Source organism: Corynebacterium sp. (genome assembly GCF_022712275.1).
Classification (GTDB): Bacteria; Actinomycetota; Actinomycetes; order Mycobacteriales; family Mycobacteriaceae; genus Corynebacterium.
In genome coordinates, this window is the sequence record NZ_JALAGU010000045.1 from 21,610 (window position 1) to 38,769 (window position 17,160).

The 17,160-nt window shown below is 67.0% G+C and carries 16 protein-coding genes and 1 pseudogene; 5 read left to right on the plus strand and 12 right to left on the minus strand.

The features are described 5' to 3' along the window. Positions 1-8: 8 nt before the first annotated feature. The 3 genes from Q0A27_RS10385 to Q0A27_RS10395 are packed head-to-tail and all read right to left on the minus strand — an operon-like array spanning position 9 to position 2,197. The gene (locus Q0A27_RS10385) at positions 9-392 is read right to left on the minus strand and encodes a metal-sensitive transcriptional regulator (RefSeq protein WP_291475207.1); all 384 of its coding nucleotides are present in this window, start codon (positions 390-392) and stop codon (positions 9-11) included. A 45-nt stretch (positions 393-437) separates the two neighbouring features. Continuing rightward, the gene (locus Q0A27_RS10390; RefSeq protein WP_291475209.1) at positions 438-1,082 is read right to left on the minus strand and encodes an MBL fold metallo-hydrolase; all 645 of its coding nucleotides are present in this window, start codon (positions 1,080-1,082) and stop codon (positions 438-440) included. Next, positions 1,079-2,197, minus strand: coding sequence for an S-(hydroxymethyl)mycothiol dehydrogenase (locus tag Q0A27_RS10395; protein WP_291475211.1), 1,119 nt, complete (start codon positions 2,195-2,197; stop codon positions 1,079-1,081). The genes Q0A27_RS10390 and Q0A27_RS10395 overlap by 4 nt, the downstream gene beginning before the upstream one ends. Before the next feature lie 151 nt (positions 2,198-2,348). Here Q0A27_RS10395 and Q0A27_RS10400 point away from each other — a divergent pair. Beyond that, positions 2,349-2,549, plus strand: a pseudogene (locus Q0A27_RS10400) (hypothetical protein); the annotation flags it as partial. 169 nt (positions 2,550-2,718) lie between these two features. On the opposite strand, the gene dnaG reads toward Q0A27_RS10400, so the two are convergent. Then, entirely contained in the window at positions 2,719-4,686 is a 1,968-nt protein-coding gene (gene dnaG / locus Q0A27_RS10405) for a DNA primase (RefSeq protein ID WP_291475212.1), read from the minus strand. A gap of 183 nt (positions 4,687-4,869) precedes the next feature. Between dnaG and Q0A27_RS10410 the strand changes: the two genes are divergently transcribed. Then, a complete protein-coding gene (locus tag Q0A27_RS10410) occupies positions 4,870-6,627 on the plus strand; it encodes a GMC oxidoreductase (protein WP_291475214.1) in 1,758 nt (585 codons plus the stop codon). A gap of 13 nt (positions 6,628-6,640) precedes the next feature. Continuing rightward, positions 6,641-7,093: a ribonuclease domain-containing protein gene (locus Q0A27_RS10415; RefSeq protein ID WP_291475216.1), complete on the plus strand. Its 453-nt coding sequence runs from the start codon at positions 6,641-6,643 to the stop codon at positions 7,091-7,093. 6 nt (positions 7,094-7,099) lie between these two features. Here the strand turns inward: Q0A27_RS10415 and Q0A27_RS10420 are convergent, their stop codons facing one another. Both Q0A27_RS10420 and Q0A27_RS10425 read right to left on the minus strand, forming a co-directional pair. After that, complete coding sequence (locus Q0A27_RS10420) at positions 7,100-8,383, minus strand: deoxyguanosinetriphosphate triphosphohydrolase (protein WP_291475219.1); 1,284 nt, start codon at positions 8,381-8,383, stop codon at positions 7,100-7,102. Positions 8,384-8,394: 11 nt separating this feature from the next. Next, positions 8,395-9,051, minus strand: a complete 657-nt coding sequence (locus Q0A27_RS10425) for a YdcF family protein (protein ID WP_291475220.1) — start codon at positions 9,049-9,051, stop codon at positions 8,395-8,397. A gap of 110 nt (positions 9,052-9,161) precedes the next feature. Between Q0A27_RS10425 and Q0A27_RS10430 the strand changes: the two genes are divergently transcribed. After that, on the plus strand, positions 9,162-11,132 hold the full coding sequence (locus tag Q0A27_RS10430; RefSeq protein ID WP_291475222.1) for a TPM domain-containing protein: 1,971 nt from the start codon (positions 9,162-9,164) through the stop codon (positions 11,130-11,132). Between the two features lie 116 nt (positions 11,133-11,248). On the opposite strand, the gene Q0A27_RS10435 is transcribed toward Q0A27_RS10430, so the two are convergent. Continuing rightward, positions 11,249-11,851, minus strand: coding sequence for a hypothetical protein (locus Q0A27_RS10435; RefSeq protein WP_291475224.1), 603 nt, complete (start codon positions 11,849-11,851; stop codon positions 11,249-11,251). Between the two features lie 12 nt (positions 11,852-11,863). Beyond that, positions 11,864-13,246: a glycine--tRNA ligase gene (locus Q0A27_RS10440; protein ID WP_291475226.1), complete on the minus strand. Its 1,383-nt coding sequence runs from the start codon at positions 13,244-13,246 to the stop codon at positions 11,864-11,866. Positions 13,247-13,550: 304 nt separating this feature from the next. Between Q0A27_RS10440 and Q0A27_RS10445 the strand changes: the two genes are divergently transcribed. Then, complete coding sequence (locus tag Q0A27_RS10445) at positions 13,551-13,979, plus strand: Fur family transcriptional regulator (protein WP_291475230.1); 429 nt, start codon at positions 13,551-13,553, stop codon at positions 13,977-13,979. On the opposite strand, the gene Q0A27_RS10450 is transcribed toward Q0A27_RS10445, so the two are convergent. Genes Q0A27_RS10450 through Q0A27_RS10465 form a run of 4 tightly spaced genes read right to left on the minus strand, consistent with a single transcriptional unit; the run spans position 13,969 to position 17,120 of the window. Beyond that, the gene (locus Q0A27_RS10450; protein WP_291475232.1) at positions 13,969-15,084 is read right to left on the minus strand and encodes a VIT1/CCC1 transporter family protein; all 1,116 of its coding nucleotides are present in this window, start codon (positions 15,082-15,084) and stop codon (positions 13,969-13,971) included. The two genes, Q0A27_RS10445 and Q0A27_RS10450, sit on opposite strands and share 11 nt — an antisense overlap. After that, entirely contained in the window at positions 15,081-15,818 is a 738-nt protein-coding gene (locus Q0A27_RS10455) for an isoprenyl transferase (RefSeq protein ID WP_291475234.1), read from the minus strand. The genes Q0A27_RS10450 and Q0A27_RS10455 overlap by 4 nt, the downstream gene beginning before the upstream one ends. 11 nt (positions 15,819-15,829) lie before the next feature. Then, positions 15,830-16,612, minus strand: coding sequence for a DNA repair protein RecO (gene recO, locus Q0A27_RS10460; protein ID WP_291475236.1), 783 nt, complete (start codon positions 16,610-16,612; stop codon positions 15,830-15,832). A gap of 10 nt (positions 16,613-16,622) precedes the next feature. Then, entirely contained in the window at positions 16,623-17,120 is a 498-nt protein-coding gene (locus Q0A27_RS10465; protein WP_291475237.1) for a DUF4282 domain-containing protein, read from the minus strand. Positions 17,121-17,160 lie beyond the last annotated feature (40 nt).

Here is a 17,160-nt window from a genome sequence, read left to right on the forward strand (position 1 = left end):
GTTCTGCCCTACTTCACCAGCCGCGCGACGGCTGCGGAGACCTCGTCGAGTTTCTCCACGGCCTCGTCCCCACCCTGCTGCGCGGCGTGGAGCACGCAGTGCTGCATGTGGTCGTCGAGCAGCGCCAGGGCCACGCCCTTGAGCGCGGACTGCACCGCGGAGATCTGGGTGAGGACGTCGATGCAGTACTCGTCCTCGTCGACCATGCGGTGTACCCCACGCACCTGGCCCTCGATCCGCTTGAGCCGGGCGAGGTAGCGTTTCTTCTCCGGCGTGTACCCGTTCTCCGCGGGCTCACTGGAGCATCCGCACCCGCAGCCGCCCACGGGATTCCCCGTGGCCGATGCTGCGAGGAGGTCAATGTCCTGAAGGTTCATGTCGCCGGTAGCCATGTACCGATATATACCCCCATGGGGTATCAGTGACAACCGGCGTTCCTAGTGACCCCGGGCAATCCATTCCTCGAGGTGCGGTGCTTCAGCGCCGATCGAGGTGACGTCCCCGTGGCCCGTGTAGACCTCGGTGTCGCCCGGCAGGGTCAGCAGCGACCCCTTGATCGAGTCGATGATGGTGCCGAAGTCACTGAACGACCGGCCCGTCGCACCGGGTCCACCGGCGAAGAGGGTGTCGCCGCTGAGCAGCACCTTAGCCTCCGGCAGATACAGGCAGCAGGATCCCGGCGAGTGCCCGGGTGTGTTGATGACCCGCAGTGTAGTGCCCGCGACGGAGAACTTCTCCCCGTCAGCCAGGTCAGCGTGGCCGACCCCCGGATGGGTCTCGTCCCACAGCATCTGGTCGCCGGGGTGGACGTAGATCTGCGTGTCCAGCCGCTCGGCCAGTTCCGGGGCCACGGTGATGTGGTCGTTGTGTGCGTGAGTGCAGATCACCCCACGGACCTTCCGACCGTCGACGGCGTTGACGATGGCGTCGGCGTCATGGGCGGCGTCCACGACAATCACCTCGTCGTCGTCACCGACGATCCAGATATTGTTGTCGACTTCCCACTGACCGCCGTCGAGAGCGAAGACGCCGTGGGTGACGACGCGGTCGATGCGCAGGCCGGACTCTGACGCGGTACTCACAGTTCCACCACCGACCGCAGGACCTTGCCGGCCTTCATCGTCTCGAAGGCCTCCTCAACGGCGTCGATGCTGATCCGCTCATCGACGAAGTCACCCAGTGGGAAGCGTCCCTGCAGGTAGAGGTCGGTGTAGAGCGGGAAGTCCCGCTCTGGCAGGCAGTCGCCGTACCAGGCGGACTTCAGCGAGCCGCCACGTCCGAAGACATCGGGCAGCGGGAGGTTGAGCTCCATGCCCGGCGTCGGCACACCGACGAGAACCACGCGTCCTGCCAGATCGCGCAGGTAGAAAGCCTGATTGTAGGTGGCGGGCACGCCCACGGCGTCCACCACGACATCGGTGCCGATACCACCGCAGATCTCGTAGACGGCCTGTACGACCGGCTGGTCCTCGCCCTCGGCGGAGGCATCGCCCGGCAGGGACGCGGAGTTGATGACATGTGTGGCGCCGAACTCCTTCGCCCGCTCGAGCTTCTCGTCGGAGACGTCGATGGCGATGATGGTTGTCGCCCCGGCCAGCTTCGCGCCGGCGACGGCGGCCATGCCCACGCCACCACAGCCGATGACGGCGACGGACTCGCCGCGCCTGATCTCGCCGGTGTTCACCGCGGCACCGAGGCCGGCCATGACGCCACAGCCCAGCAGCCCGACGGCGGAGGGGTCAGCCTCCGGGTTGACCTTGGTGCACTGCCCCTCGTGGACGATGGTCTTCTCGATGAAGGCGCCGATACCGAGCGCGGCCTCCAGCTCGGTGCCGTCAGCCAGGGTCATCGGCTGCGAGGCGTTGAACGTGGCGAAGCAGTACTTCGGCTCGCCCTTCTTGCAGGCGCGACACTCGCCGCAGACCGCGCGCCAGTTGAGCACGACGAAGTCCCCCACCTCCACGTGGGAGACCCCGGAACCGACGGTCTCGACGATGCCGGCAGCCTCATGTCCGAGCAGGTAGGGGTAGTTGTCGCCGATGCCGCCGTTGCGGTACGCGAGGTCGGTGTGGCAGACGCCGCAGCTCTGGATCCTCACGATGACGTCGTGTGCGCCGGGGTCGGGGACGACGACGTCCACAAGTTCGACGGCAGCGTTCTTCTCACGGGCGATAACGCCCTTGACGGTGGTGCTCACGGGTGATCGGGTCCTCTCTCAGGGGTGGTGCGGGATCGTTTTCAGCAACGTTCACTGACAGTAAACCGTGATTCACGGTCTGCCGCCACTCAAGGAACCAGATTACCGGCGAAGCCCGTGACGTGTCCGCCACTGCGATAGGGTGGACGCCATGATCCAACTCGTCATCGGAGCAGCAGCCGGCTACGTCTTCGGAACCAAGGCAGGACGCCGCCGCTTCGAACAGATCCGCGGCGGCTACGAGGCCGTGATCAACTCCCCCGTCACCCGCAAGGCCGTCACTGCCGGCCGCAAGGCCCTGGCCGACCGCCTCGATCCGGAACCGCGGATGCGCGAGGTCCGCGACCTCAAGGGCAGCTCCCGGTCCTCCCTCACCGCGAACGACGCCCTCCTCGAGGACGATCTCGTCGACCACGAGGAGGACCGCGTCATCACTTCCGACAGCCGACGAATGAAGGACACCAAGGGCCGACGTGTCCAGGACCAGGACGGCCACGGCAACCGCCGCTAGAACCTACCGCTCACTCCCCCAGTTCGCCGTAACTCTGGGCCTGCTCCTGCAGTGTACGGCGATATTTCTCCAGCGCCATGAGATCGGCGAAGGTGGCGTTGTACTCCTTCTTCTCCGCCGCACCCAGGTCCGGACGCATACGCTGCATCCGTGACTTCAACTCGGCGATCTCGGCACCGACCCACCGTTCCTCCATCCGCGCCACCACGGCCCGGGCGTAGAACGGCAGCCGCTCGGCACGGCACCGCGGTTCCTCCACCGCCAGCTCACTGATCACGGCCCGACACATCGGGTCCTTCGTCGCCGCGCTCACCGCGTCCAGCCATCCGGCACCGCCGGCGGTCACCGACCCGACACCCCCGGCGTCCTGGATCGCAGCGGCCACGGCCATGTAGGTGGGATGCTCGAAACTGTCGGTGAGCAGTCCGTCGGCGTCCTTGCCGACCAGCCCCGGCTCCTGGAGCATCAACTTGAGCACCTCCCGGACCGGGCGCAGGTACACGTCCTCCGGGTCGGGTCGCTGCAGCAGTGAGACCGGGGCATCCGTCGCCTGGGTCTGCTCGGCCGCGGCCCGACGGTTCGCCCGGGCCAGCCCCTCCCGCAGTTCGGGCACCGCATCACGGTGGCCGGAGTTCCGGGCTGCCTTGCGCACCTGGTTGACGACCTCGGAGGGGTCAGACCAGGACAGCCATCCGGACGCCTGGCGCGCGTACTCGTCGCGCAGGGCGTCATCCCGGATGCCGGCGAGCACCGGCACCACCCGGCGCAGGGCATCCACCCGACCGTCGACGTGGTGGGTGTCATAGCCGCGGATGATGGTGCGGATGACGAACTCGAACATGGGGATCCGGGAGGCGACCATCTCGCGCACCGCGGCGTCCCCGCGCTCCATGCGCAGGTCACAGGGGTCCATGCCGTCGGGCGCGACCGCGACGTAGCTGCGTCCGGTGAACTTCTGGTCGCCCTCGAAGGCACGCATCGCGGCCTTCTGACCGGCCTCGTCACCGTCGAAGGTGTAGATGATCTCGCCGCGGAAGAACTGGTCGTCGAGCATGAACCGGCGCAACATCTGCAGGTGCTCCTCACCGAAGGCGGTACCGCAGGCGGCCACGGCCGTGGTCACCCCGGCGGCATGCAGCGCCATGACGTCGGTGTAGCCCTCCACCACCACCGCCTGGTGGTCGGCACTGATCGACTTCTTCGCACGGTCCAGACCGAAGAGCACCTTCGACTTCTTGTACAGCAGCGTCTCGGGCGTGTTCATGTACTTGCCGAGCTTGTCGTCCTCGAAGAGCTTGCGGGCACCGAAACCGATGACGTCCCCGGCGGAGTTCCGGATCGGCCACAGCAGCCGGCGGTGGAAGCGGTCGATGGGGCCACGGTTGCCCATCCGCGACAGGCCGGCGTCCTCCAGCTCCTTGAAGCTGAACCCGCGGCGCAGCAGAACCTTCGTCAGTGTGTCCCAGCCGTCGGGGGCGTAGCCGCAGCCGAACTGTTCGACGAGCTCGTCGCTGAAGCCACGGTCGCGCAGCATCGCGCGGGCCTTCTCCGCGCCCGGGTCCTTGCTGTCCGTGTCGAGGAACCGGGCGCGGTAGAACTCCTGGGCCGCCCGGTTCGCGGCGATGAGCCGCTGCCGGGTGCCCGGTTCGACCCGGTTCACCGGGCCGCCGCCCTCGTAGTTGATGTGGTAGCCGATCCGCTCGGCACACTGCTCGACAGCCTCGGGGAAGGTGACGTGCTCCATCTTCATGAGGAAGCTGAAGACGTCCCCGCCCTCGCCGGTCGCGAAGCAGTGGAAGTAGCCCTTGTTCGGACGCACGTGGAATGACGGTGTCTTCTCGTCCTTGAACGGGCTGAGCCCCTTCATCGAATCCACACCGCCCGGGGTGAGCTGGACGTACTCGCCGACGACCTCCTCGATCGGGGTCTGCTCCCGGATCGCGGCGATGTCGGTGTCCGGAATGCGTCCTCGTGCCATGCGGACCATCGTAGGCCACTGGATCTTCCCGTATCTTCCCGTATCTTCCCGTATCGCCACGACGGCATCTCCGAAACCCTAAGCTTTTGTGAACATCCACGACTTGACCACAACTGCAGAAACACTGCCGACCGTGCCCGGAGTGACTCCCGGGCACATCGGCACCGAAAGGGATGACCACCCATGGCTTCATCAGCCACGCACTATGACGTCCTCATCGTCGGCTCCGGCTTCGGCGGATCCGTCTCCGCCCTGCGGCTGACGGAGAAGGGCTACTCCGTCGGCGTCATCGAGGCAGGACGCCGCTTCGAGGACAAGGACTTCGCGAAGAACTCCTGGCACCTCAAGGACTTCCTCTGGGCCCCGAAGCTCGGCTTCTACGGCATCCAACGCGTCCACCTGCTCAAGGACGCCATGATCCTCGCCGGTGCCGGTGTCGGCGGAGGTTCCCTGAACTACGCCAACACCCTCTACAAGCCGGGCGAGAACTACTTCCACTCCCCTGCCTGGGACCACATCACCGACTGGGAGGACGAACTCACCCCCTACTACGAGCAGGCCCGCAGGATGCTCGGCGTGGTGACCAACCCGACCGTCACCCCGGCGGACAAGCTGTCCAAGCAGGTCGCCGAGGAGATGGGTGCCGGCGACACCTTCCGGATGACCCCGGTCGGCGTCTTCTTCGGTAAGAAGGTCGGTCTGGAGGGTGAGGAGGGCGAGACCGTCGCCGACCCCTACTTCGGTGGTGTGGGCCCGGAGCGCACCGCCTGCACCGAGTGCGGCGAGTGCATGACCGGCTGCCGGCACGGTGCGAAGAACACCCTGCTGAAGAACTACCTCTACCTCGCGGAGAAGGCCGGTACCGAGGTTCACGACCGTTCCACGGTGACCTCGGTGCGCAAACTCGGCGCCGATGACGAACCCGGCTGGGAGATCACCGTCACCCGTACCGGTCCGGTGTTCGGACGGACGAAGACCCGCACCTTCACCAGCGACTACCTCATCATGGCCGCCGGCACCTGGGGCACCCAGAACCTGCTGCACCGCCAGAAGGAGGACGGCAACCTGCCGCATCTCTCCGACCACCTCGGTGAACTCACCCGCACCAACTCCGAGGCCCTGCTGGGTGTCGGTCTGTGGAAGAAGGAGCCGGAATACGACTTCCACAAGGGTGTCGCCATCACCTCGAGCTACTGGCCCGCCCCGGACACCCACATCGAACCGGTCCGCTACGGCATCGGTTCCAATGCCATGGGCATGTTGCAGACCCTGAACACCGACGGCGACACGAAGTGGCCCCGCTGGGTCGAGTTCCTCCGCCAGCTCGCGAAGAACCCGAAGGCCGTGAAGCTGGTGCTCGACCTGCGCGGTTGGTCGGAGCGCACCATGATCAACCTGGTCATGCAGGCCCGCGACAACTCCCTGACCACCAGCCTGAAGAAACTCGGGCCGCTGCGCCTGCTCACCAGCCGGCAGGGTGAAGGAGAGCCGAACCCGTCCTGGATCCCCGAGGGCAACGAGGCCACCCGGCGCGGTGCCGCCCACTTCGACAAGGCCGTCGCCGGTGGCGTGTGGCCGGAGGTCTTCAACATCCCGCTCACCGCCCACTTCCTCGGTGGCTGCACCATCTCCGACACCCCGCACACCGGCGTGGTCGACCCCTATCACCGGGTGTGGAACTACCCGTCGATGTTCGTCACCGACGGCTCCTCCATCACCGCGAACCCGGGCGTGAACCCGTCACTGTCGATCTCAGCGAACGCGGAACGCGCCGCAGCCTTGTGGCCCAACAAAGGCGAAGCGGACCCGCGTCCGACCCAGGACGGGATCATCGGCAACTACCGGCGCGTGGATGCGGTCGAACCGCACAGCCCGGTCGTCCCCGCGTCCGCCCCGGGCGCTCTGCGCCTGCCGCTGACAGTGGTGAAGTCCGCGGTGTGATTCACTGTTCACCGTGAGCACAGGAGAATCCGGGAAGAAAAAGACCGTCCTCGGCAGCATCGTCGGCGCGGTCGTCGTCCTCGCCGCCAGCTACTTCGGGGTGGACGCCGCCACCGGTGGCGACGACTCAGACGACAATCAGGCGTCCTCGGCGGCATCTTCCGGCGACTCCTGCGCCGTGGACACCCTGCCGGAGCAGGCCGACGAAGTCATCGACCTGATCCTCGACGGCGGCCCGTTCGACCATGCCGAGCACGATGGCAAGCACTTCGGCAACTACGAATCTGTGCTGCCGGCCCAGAACTCCAGCTACTACCGCGAGTACACGGTGGACACCCCCGGCATCAACCACCGTGGCGCCCGGCGCATCGTCGTCGGCGGCGGCTCGGACACCGATCCGGACGTCTGGTACTACACCGATGACCACTACGAGTCCTTCTGCTCCATCCCGGACGCAGAGGACTGACGAGGCCTAACCCCAGGCCGCGCTCTCGGCGCACGCCAACCGGTCGACCCGCTCCAACCGCGATTCCGTGTAGGACGCCACCTGGTCGACAATCACGCGCTGCCGGTCAGAATCACTGTCCGCCTCAGTCCACCAGGCGCGGAACACCGGGTCGAGCGTCCCCGGGGCGCCGGCCGCCAGGTACCCGGCGACCCGGTAGATCCGGTCACGCTGCCGGTCCTGGTTGGCCAGGTGCCGCTTCTCGTCCATGACGTAGAGCACCGCCACCGACTTCAGCAGCGTCACCTCCGCCACCACCGGGGCGGGGATGACCAGCTCCGCGGAGTAGCGTCCCAGCCCGCCGGTACCCGGGTACGCCGCCCGGGTCGCGGTGACCACGGCGGTGACGTACCGGCTCACCAGTTCACTGGTCAGAGCCTTGAGCGACACGAGATCCTGCAACCCGCCACGGAAATCCGCGGCCCGGGCGACGAGGTCCATCTCCCGGAGCCGGTCAGCGGCCTCCAGCAGTTCGGCGGGGTCGCCACCGAAGGCGGCGGCACCCTTCTCCGCCAGGGCGGCGAGTTCCACGAGATCCCAGAGGACGCCGAGGGTGATACGTCCTGACAGGATACCGTCCTCCACGTCGTGGACGGAATAGGCGACGTCATCCGCCCAGTCCATGACCTGGGCCTCCATGGCGCGGCGGCCGTCCGGGGCGCCCTCGCGCACCCAGGTGAAGACCTCCAGGTCCTCGGCGTAGCAGGAGTACTTGCGGCGACGGTTCCCCGCGGCGTCCACCGGACCCCAGGGGTACTTTGCGGCGGCGTCGAGGCTGGCGCGGGTGAGATTGAGGCCGTGACTGGCCCCGTCGACCCCGAGGACCTTCGGCTCCAGGCGAACGAGGATGCGCAGGGTCTGTGCATTGCCCTCGAACCCGCCGCAGCCTGCGGCGACGACGTCCAGTGCCGTCTCCCCGTTGTGCCCGTAGGGCGGGTGGCCGATGTCGTGGGTCAGCCCGGCGAGTTCACACAGGTCCGGGTCCATGCCGAGGGCGGTGCCGATGCCGCGGGAGATCTGCCCGACCTCCAGGGAGTGGGTCAGCCGGGTGCGGGGGGTGTCCCCCTCCCCCGGTCCGACGACCTGGGTCTTGTCCGCCAGCCGACGCAGTGCGGCGCTGTGCAGGACACGGGCCCGGTCACGGTCGAAGTCCTCCCGGCCGTCGGGCAGTGAGCCGGCGACCCCGAGGTGCTTGGCTGGGGTCGGCAGGTAGCGGGCCAGATCGCGGGCGGTGTATCCGTAGCGTTCCATGAAACTCCCCGTCACTCCTTCACCGTGTAGTCACCGCCACCGTTACGGGTGACGCGGTAGTACAGCAGTCCGCCGGTCTCGTGGAGGATGCTGTCGAGCTGGGACTCGCGCCCGGAGACCGCCGGGCCGGTCCGGGTCGGCGAGGCGTGCGCGCTGACCCCCTGGTCGCGGACCATGTCCGTGGCACGCAGTGAGTGCGCCGGGTCGGTGACGACGACGGCACTCTCCCAGTCCTGGTCCTCAGCCTCGTCGCCGAAGAGCTCAGCGGACTCGAGGGTGTCGGAGCCGTGGTCGATGGTGGAGATGTCGGACGCCGGGACGCCCTTGTCCTCCAGGTACATCGCCCCCGCCTCGGCCTCGGTGTAGTTGTCGCCGTCGAGCTTGCCACCGACGGTGACGATCCGCGGGGCGACACCGTCGTTGTAGAGATCGGCGGCATGGTCGAGCCGGGCGGCGAACCAGTTCGACGGGGTGCCGTTGTACTGGGCAGCGCCGAGGACGAGGATCGTGTCCGCCTCACTCCGGTCGTCCTGTCGAGCGTAGGCCCAGACGTGACCTGCGGTGACCAGGGTGATGACCAGCGCCACCACGATGGTGCCGACGATCATGTACAGGAGTCCGCGGATTCCGGCACCCACGGCACTTCCCAGGTTCTTCCACACAGTCATGCAGACAACTCTACGCACCGGCAGGTCCGAATCCGGTTATTGTTGTACGTATGTGCGCTGTGAATTCTCCTTTCCCTTCCGCGTCGGGTGACCGACGTTCACGACGCTTCGTGGCGTCCCTCGCGATCGCCGGTCTCGCCGGCCTGGGGGCGGCCGGATTCAGCGCCGCCCTCGCCCCGGCCGCCGGCGCGGAGACGACGGTGCTCGCCCAGACCGCGACGGACACAGGCATCACCCTGGACTCACAGGTCGTCGATGAGGCCGGTGTGCTCTCCGACGACGAGGCGTCCGAGATCTCGGAACTGCTCGCCAAGGGACCTGCCGAGACCGGGGTGAAGGGGTACCTGGTGTACACGGCCGACGAGGACCCGGAGACCCTTGCCCCGCAACTCCAGTCCGAGCTCGGCATCTCCAACGGCCTTGTCATTGTCATCAACACCATTGACAGGACTTACGGTACTGCGCCTGGTGCGAACGTCCCGGACTCTGTGACCGAAGACGTCAACTCCGCCATCAAGAGCAATATGGGCGACGGATGGTTCGACGGCGGCAAAGCAGTCGCCAAGGTCATCGCCGATGAGTCCGACAGCAGTTCCTCCGCCTGGCTGTGGGGCGGAGTGGGTGTCCTCGCCGTCGGTGGCGGTGGCGCCCTGGTCTGGTCGAAGAAGAAGCGGCGCAAGGACGAAGCCGCCGAGGTCGAGACCACACGGTCCATCACTCCGGGTGACTCCTCCGACCTGGCCCAGCAGCCCACCCACGCACTGCGCATTGTCGCTGCCGAAGAGCTGCAGTCCACCGACGAGTCCATCCGCAAGGGAGCCCAGGAACTCACCACCGCCGAGTCCGAGTTCGGTGCCGAGCGCACCCGGGAGTTGCGGAAGGCGCTTGATTCTTCCCAGCGCACCCTCTCCCAGGCCTACGGCGACCACCAGCGTCTCGCCAACGGCCTGGTCCGCGACGAGGCCGAGGAGCGTGACATTCTCATCGGCATCATCGCCAACTGCGGCACCGCCGACAAGAACCTCAACGAGCAGGCGGAGCGCTTCGCCACCCTGCGTGAGAAGCTCATCAACGCCCCCGAGATCGTCGACAAGCTCTTCCGGGAGACCGTCGACCTGCGCACCCGTGTCCCCCGTGCCCGCGCCACGCTGGAGTCCCTGACCTCCCGCGTCGATCCGGCTCTTCTGTCGTCGGTCATCGACAACCCGGACATCGCGGACGCCGAGATCACCCAGGCGGAGGAAGCACTCAGCCGTGCCCGTGAACTGCTGAACCTCCCTCCCGGCCAGCAGGGCGAACTGGTGGACGCCGCCCGCGCCGCACGAATGGCCATGAACCAGGCAGCCAGCCAGCTCGACAGTGTCGACCGCGCTGAGGTCCAGCTGCGTGAGGCCCAGTCCAACCTCGAGTCCCTCATCGACGAGGTCGACGGTGAGATCACCGAGGCCACCGAACACGCCGCCAGCAACGCGGAGATCGACCGCACCGCCCTTGCCGCCGCCGTGGAGAAAGCGAAGACCGCCCTGGCCGATGCCCGGTCCCGCGGCTCCCAGGACCCGCTGGGCACCTACTCGGCTCTCCTCGAGGCTGACGGTGAGCTCGACATCCAGATCGACGAGGCCCGCGGTGCCCGCAACTCCTTCGAGCGCACCGTTGCCATGGTCGACCGCACCGTCGCCGACGCCACCGCGCGGCTGCAGAGTGTGGAGGACACGATCCACACCCGTGGCTCCATGGTCGGCGTGACCGCCCGTTCCCTGGCCCAGTCAGCAGGGCAGGCCCTCGGCGACGCCCGACGGATGCGCGACACCCGCCCGAAGGACGCCTTCCGTGCCGCCCAGCAAGCCAACAACATCGCTTCCCAGGCTGCCCAGCACGCGCAGAAGGACATCGACGACTACACCCGTCGAAACAACAACTACCGTGGCGGCTCCGGTGCCGGGTCGATGGTCACCGGCATCGTCCTCGGTTCCCTGCTCAGCGGCCACGGTGGTTTCGGGGGCGGCTTCGGCGGCGGAGGATTCGGAGGCGGCGGTGGTGGCGGAGACTTCGGCGGCGGTGGCGACTTCGGCGGCTTCTGACCCCCTCCCCGCTGCCCGGCTCCTCCCCTTTCCGGGAGGAGCCGGAAGTCTTACCAGCGTTCGCCCGAGCAAACTGACAAAACCTCGTGTCGGCAGGTCAAGGGGACGGCCAGCCCCTACAGCACCCCGATGAAGTACAGCAGGATCAGCGGGATGAGGATGACCAGGAAGACCGTGATCGCCCAGGTCGAGGAGATCACCCGGGACTCCATCATGTGCCGCGCCACCCAGGAGACGAACACCTGCGCGTCCAGGGGAAGGGACTGACCCGCACCCTCGAACTGCACGTGGATGTTCTTCATCGCCCCGGACTCGGACTTGAACTGGCCGATCTTCGTTGCCGCGGCAAGGTCCAGTTCCTCCTGCCCCGGACCGCCCTTACCACTGGCGTCGAGGATGATGAACTCCTTGCGTGACTCCTGGTGCACCACGACCTGGTGACGGTCGACCGTGCAGAGCACGTTCTTCGACCGGCCGAAAGTCTCGGCGTCCCCGGTGGCGGTGAAGACCTGGGAACCGGTATCCGGCGAAGTCGTTGCACGCATCACCGGCTGCTTGCCGGCCTCCAGCTGCCAGGTGTCCCCGGCGAAACGGAGGGTGGCTGTGTCACGTTCGACACAGAACTCACCGACCCGCTCCATGTCAGCGACAGCACCGGCGTAGATCGGGAAGGTGTGACCGTCCGACGGCGCGGTCCAGCGGATGTCCGGATTCGGCATGTCTTGTCCGGACTAGCAGCCGGCGAGCTCGGCAGCGAGGTAGCTCTGCAGCTTGTCGAGGCTGACGCGCTCCTGGCTCATCGTGTCGCGCTCCCGCACGGTCACCGCATTGTCCTCGAGGGTGTCGAAGTCGACGGTGACGCAGAACGGGGTACCGATCTCGTCCTGGCGACGGTAGCGGCGACCGATGGCACCGGAGGTGTCGTAGTCGACGTTCCACAGCGCGCGGAGATCGTCGGCGATCTTCTCGGCTGTCGGGGTCAGCGTCTCCTTCTTGGACAACGGGAGCACGGCGACCTTCACCGGGGACAGCCGACGGTCCAGGCGCAGCACGACACGCTTGTCGACGCCGCCCTTGGTGTTCGGGGCCTCGTCCTCGGAGTAGGCGTCCACCAGGAAGGCCATCATGGCGCGGCCCAGGCCGGCGGCCGGCTCGATGACGTAGGGGATCCAGCGCTCGCCGGTGGCCTGGTCGAAGAACGACAGGTCCTCACCGGAGTGCTCCATGTGGGTCTTCAGGTCGTAGTCGGTGCGGTTGGCGATGCCCTCCAGCTCACCCCACCTGGAACCCTGGAAACCGAAGGCGTACTCCACGTCCACGGTGCGCTTGGAGTAGTGGGACAGCTTCTCGGTCGGGTGCTCGAAAAGACGCAGGTTCTCCGGGTCGATGCCCAGGTTGACATACCAGTTGTACCGGTCGTCGATCCACTGCTGGTGCCATTCCTCGTCCTCACCCGGCTTGACGAAGAACTCCATCTCCATCTGCTCGAACTCGCGGGTACGGAAGATGAAGTTGCCCGGGGTGATCTCGTTGCGGAAGGACTTACCCGTGTTCGCGATACCGAACGGCGGCTTCTGCCGGGACGCACCCATGACGTTCTTGAAGTTGATGAAGATGCCCTGGGCGGTCTCCGGACGCAGGTAGTGCAGACCCTCCTTGTCGTCCACCGGACCCAGGTAGGTCTTCAGCAGACCGGAGAAGGCCTTCGGCTCAGTCCACTTGCCGGGCTGGCCGGTCTCCGGGTCGTTGATGTCCGCCAGGCCGTTGGGGGCCTCGTGGCCGTGCTTCTCCTCGTAGGCCTCGAGGAGGTGGTCGGCGCGGTAGCGCTTGTGGGTGTAGAGGGACTCGACCAGCGGGTCGGTGAAGACCTCGACGTGACCGGAGGCTTCCCAGACCTGACGCGGCTGGATGACGGAGGTGTCCACACCGACGACATCCTTGCGGGAGGTCACCATGTGACGCCACCACTGACGCTTGATGTTCTCCTTGAGCTCCACACCCAGGGGGCCGTAGTCCCAGGCGGAGCGGGTACCGCCGTAGATCTCGCCGGCCGGGAAGACCAGGCCTCTGCGCTTACAGAGGTTGACGACGGTATCGATGCTGCTGGACGCCATGTGTTTCGGCACGCTCCTCGAGAGGCTCACGGTGGATAATCAGGACCATCCTACCGGGGTTCCACGCCGAAGCCACTTCCCGGGGTACCCACCGGAAGAAGGCATTAAAAAAGGGCCCGCGAAGTTGGGGGGGATTATCGCGGGCCCCGGCCACGCTGTCCTCGAAAGGATGGGGCCTTGTCCCCCGTAAAGTGGCCGCGGGCGTTGGGGGGGGTTAACGCCCGCGACCGGGGAACTGCCACTAATCTACGTTCCCCCGTGATGTCTGTCAAATACATCGTGCGGGGGTTAGGGTGGGGTCATCATGGACACCGCACGAGACACCACAGGCGCCCTCCCCCGCATCGGTCAACGCACCACGAAACAGCGCACCGCGGTGGTCGAGGCACTCGCTGAACTGACCAGTTTCACCAGCGCCCAGGACATCCACTCCGCCCTCACCACCGACGGCCGTAAAGTGGGCCTGACCACGGTGTACCGCACCCTCCAGCAGCTCACTGCGGCAGGCATGGTCGATACTCTCCAGGACGATTCCGGGGAGATGCTCTACCGCAGCTGCACCACCGACCACCACCATCACCACCTGGTCTGCACCTCCTGCCGCAAGACCGTCGAGATCGACGGCGGACCGGTCGAGTCCTGGGCCGCCACGGTCGCTGCGGAACACGGGTTCACCGTCACCGGCCACACCGCCGATGTCTTCGGTCTGTGCCCGGACTGCGCTAACCGGTAGCGACGTCGAAGACGCTGCCCAGCGCGAAGGTCACGGCCGCCGCCCCCAGACCGATCGCCAGCTGACGCAGCGCGCGCATCAGCGGGGGCTTCCCGGACAGCAGGCCCACCAGAGCACCGGTACACAGCAGCGCGATACCGACGAGCACCGCGGCCACCACCATCGAGCCCAGCCCGGTCATGCCGAAGATCAGCGGCAGCACCGGGATCACCGATCCTCCCGCGAAACACAGGAAGCTCGACAGGGCCGCAGACAGACCGGACCCGCCCTGCTCGATCTCGACCCGGGGCACCTCCGCCTCAGCCTCACCGTCGGTGTCCACGGCAAGGGCGTCGTTGACGTCACTCATCCGCTCGAAGACGAGGTGCGCCTTCTGCTGCGCCTCCTCCGGTTCCATGCCGCGGGCCCGGTAGACCAGTTCCAGCTCGTTGCGCTCCACGTCCAACTTCGGCAGCGCCTCCTTCGTCCCCGGGTCCGGGATGGACGCGTCCAGCAGCTCCTTCTGGGAGGTCACCGACACGTACTCCCCGGCCGCCATCGACAGCGCACCGGAGAGCAGGCCGGCGATACCGGCGGCGAGCATCGTCGACTGCCCCGCCCCTGCGCCGTACATGCCCAGCACAAGGGCGAAGTTGGAGACCAGGCCGTCATTCGCACCGAAGATCGCCGCCCGGAAGTCACCGGACATCCGCGAGCGGCCACGCGTCGCCAGTCCACGGACGATCTCGGCGTGGATCTTCTCGTCGGCGGCCATCGTCGCCAGTTCATCGCTGCGCTCGGAGTCCGTGAGGTAGTTGTTGCGGTCCTCGGCGGACTGCATGAGCGCCAGGACGAACACAGACCCGAACCGCCGGGCCATCCACGCGGTCATCCGGGTGCGCAGGCTGGCACGCAGCGGCAGCCCGACCTCGTCGCCCAGCCTGTCCCGCCAGTACTGCTCGTGGCGCGACTCCGCCTCCGCGATACCGAGCAGGATCTCGCGCTCCTCACCGGTCTTCTTCCGGGCGAGCTCGCGGTACACCGCCCCCTCGGCACGCTCATCGGCGAGGTAACGGCGCCACCGCCTGAGTTCCTGTTTCGTGGGCTGACTCTCCGGCTCCGTCATTTCACACCTCCGAAGCGTCGGTCACGCCGCGCGTACTCGTACACGGCGTCCTTCAGGTCCGCCCGCGTGTAGTCCGGGAACAGCACGTCCTGGTACACCATCTCGGCGTAGGCGGACTGCCACAGCAGGAAGTTCGAGATGCGCTGCTCTCCGGAGGGACGCAGGAACAGGTCGACGTCCGGCAGGCCCGGCTCATCGAGGTAGTTCTCGACGACCTTCTCGTTGACTTCACGGGGCTTCAGCTTCCCGGCGGCGACATCACCGGCGATCGCCCGGGCGGCGTCCGTCAGCTCGGCGCGTCCGCCGTAGTTCACACACATCACGAGGGTCATCTTCGTGTTGTCCTTCGTCTGTTCCTCGGCCTTCTCCAGCTCCGAGATCACCGACCGCCACAGGCGGGGACGCCGCCCTGCCCACCGCACGCGCACACCCTTGGCGTCCAGCTCGTCCCGGCGCCGCCGCAGCACGTCCCGGTTGAAGCCCATGAGGAAGCGCACCTCGTCGGCGCTGCGCCGCCAGTTCTCCGTGGAGAAGGCGTAGGCACTGAGCACGTCCACCCCCAGCTCCAGGCACTCGTCGACCATGTCCATGAGCACGGCCTCGCCCCGCTTGTGCCCCTCGGTGCGCGGCAGCCCCTGCTGCGTTGCCCACCTGCCGTTACCGTCCATCACCAGGGCGATGTGGCGGGGAATCAGTTCGGCGGGGATCTCGGGGCGCGACTCGGAGGCATTCACGGCACCTGAGTCTACAGGGCCGCGTAGGCCGGACAGCCGCTCTCCGTCTGGTACCTGGTGTGTGCCAGCAGCAGCCGGTGGGAGGACGCCAGGATCTGCGTTCCCCCTGGCGATGCCGCCAGTTCGGCCACCGACGTGACCCGCCCGTGCGCCAGCCACCACAGCGCACGCACCGCCGCGGGATCGGGCTCCACGGCCCCCGGCGGCCGGCAGCGCACGCACACCGCTCCTCCGGCGTGCGGGTGGAACGCCCGGTGCGGTCCGACCGCCCCGCACTGGGCGCAGTCCACCAGGGAGGGAGCCCAACCGGCGACCTCCAGCACCTGCAGCACCAGCCGGTCCGCCTGGGTCCGGGGTGGCATTGGCGAGACCGCGAGGTCCGACAGTGCAGCGTCCAGCAGGTCGAAGGTCCGGGTGGCGTCCTCCCCCTCCCCGTAGTCCCCACGGACCGTCAGTTCGGCGATCTCCAGCATCGCCACCGCGGCGTAGTACCGGTCGACGTCCGCGACGATCGCCGGCGCGTAGGTTCGCACTGCGGCAGTGTCGGACAGGGTCGCCAGACCACCGTCGGTCTTCGCCCGGTTGCGGCCCGGATAGATCAGCACGTCCACCCGGCAGAACCGGTCGAGCCGGGCACCGAACCGCGACTTCGTCCGGCGCACCCCCTTGGCCACCCCACGTACGATGCCGTGGTGACGGGTGAGCAGGACGATGATCTGGTCGGCCTCACCCAGGTCATGGGTACGGACGACGAAGGCCTCGTCCCGGTAGTTGGGACGAGGCGCACGTGACATGAATCCCAGTCTAGTTCCCTGCCTCGCGGCGCGCGGTGCGCTGGTCGATATTCTGCGCCGCCTGAGCAATTCGGATATTCGACAGGTAGAATTCGAGCATCATTCGCATGGTCATCAGGGTGAACAATGCTCCCAGAGTGAGGACAGCGGCGATGACGAGACCGAGGAACGCGCCCCCTGCACCGATCTCGTTCGCCAAGCCGACTATGACGACCAGCGCATAGATCGCCCACACCAGGGCAATGAAAGCAAAACCCAGGACGTAGGCGAACTTGATGATCGACGGAGTTGCGTATTTGGTGAAGCTGAAATCGAACAGAGCACCCCAGAATCTGTCCTGGCCGCCCCCCGACTGCACTCCGGGGTAACCACCGTACCCTGGCTGATACTGGGCGTACTGCTGGTATTCGGGATACTGCGGGTACTGACCGGTCCGAGGATCCAGCCCCCACTGCCCGTTGCCCTCGGAGCCCTCTGAATTGCCTGACTGATTTTCGGGGTTTGTCATAGCCCGTCCCTTCTTTTCTGACGAGGAAATACTGTCAGAA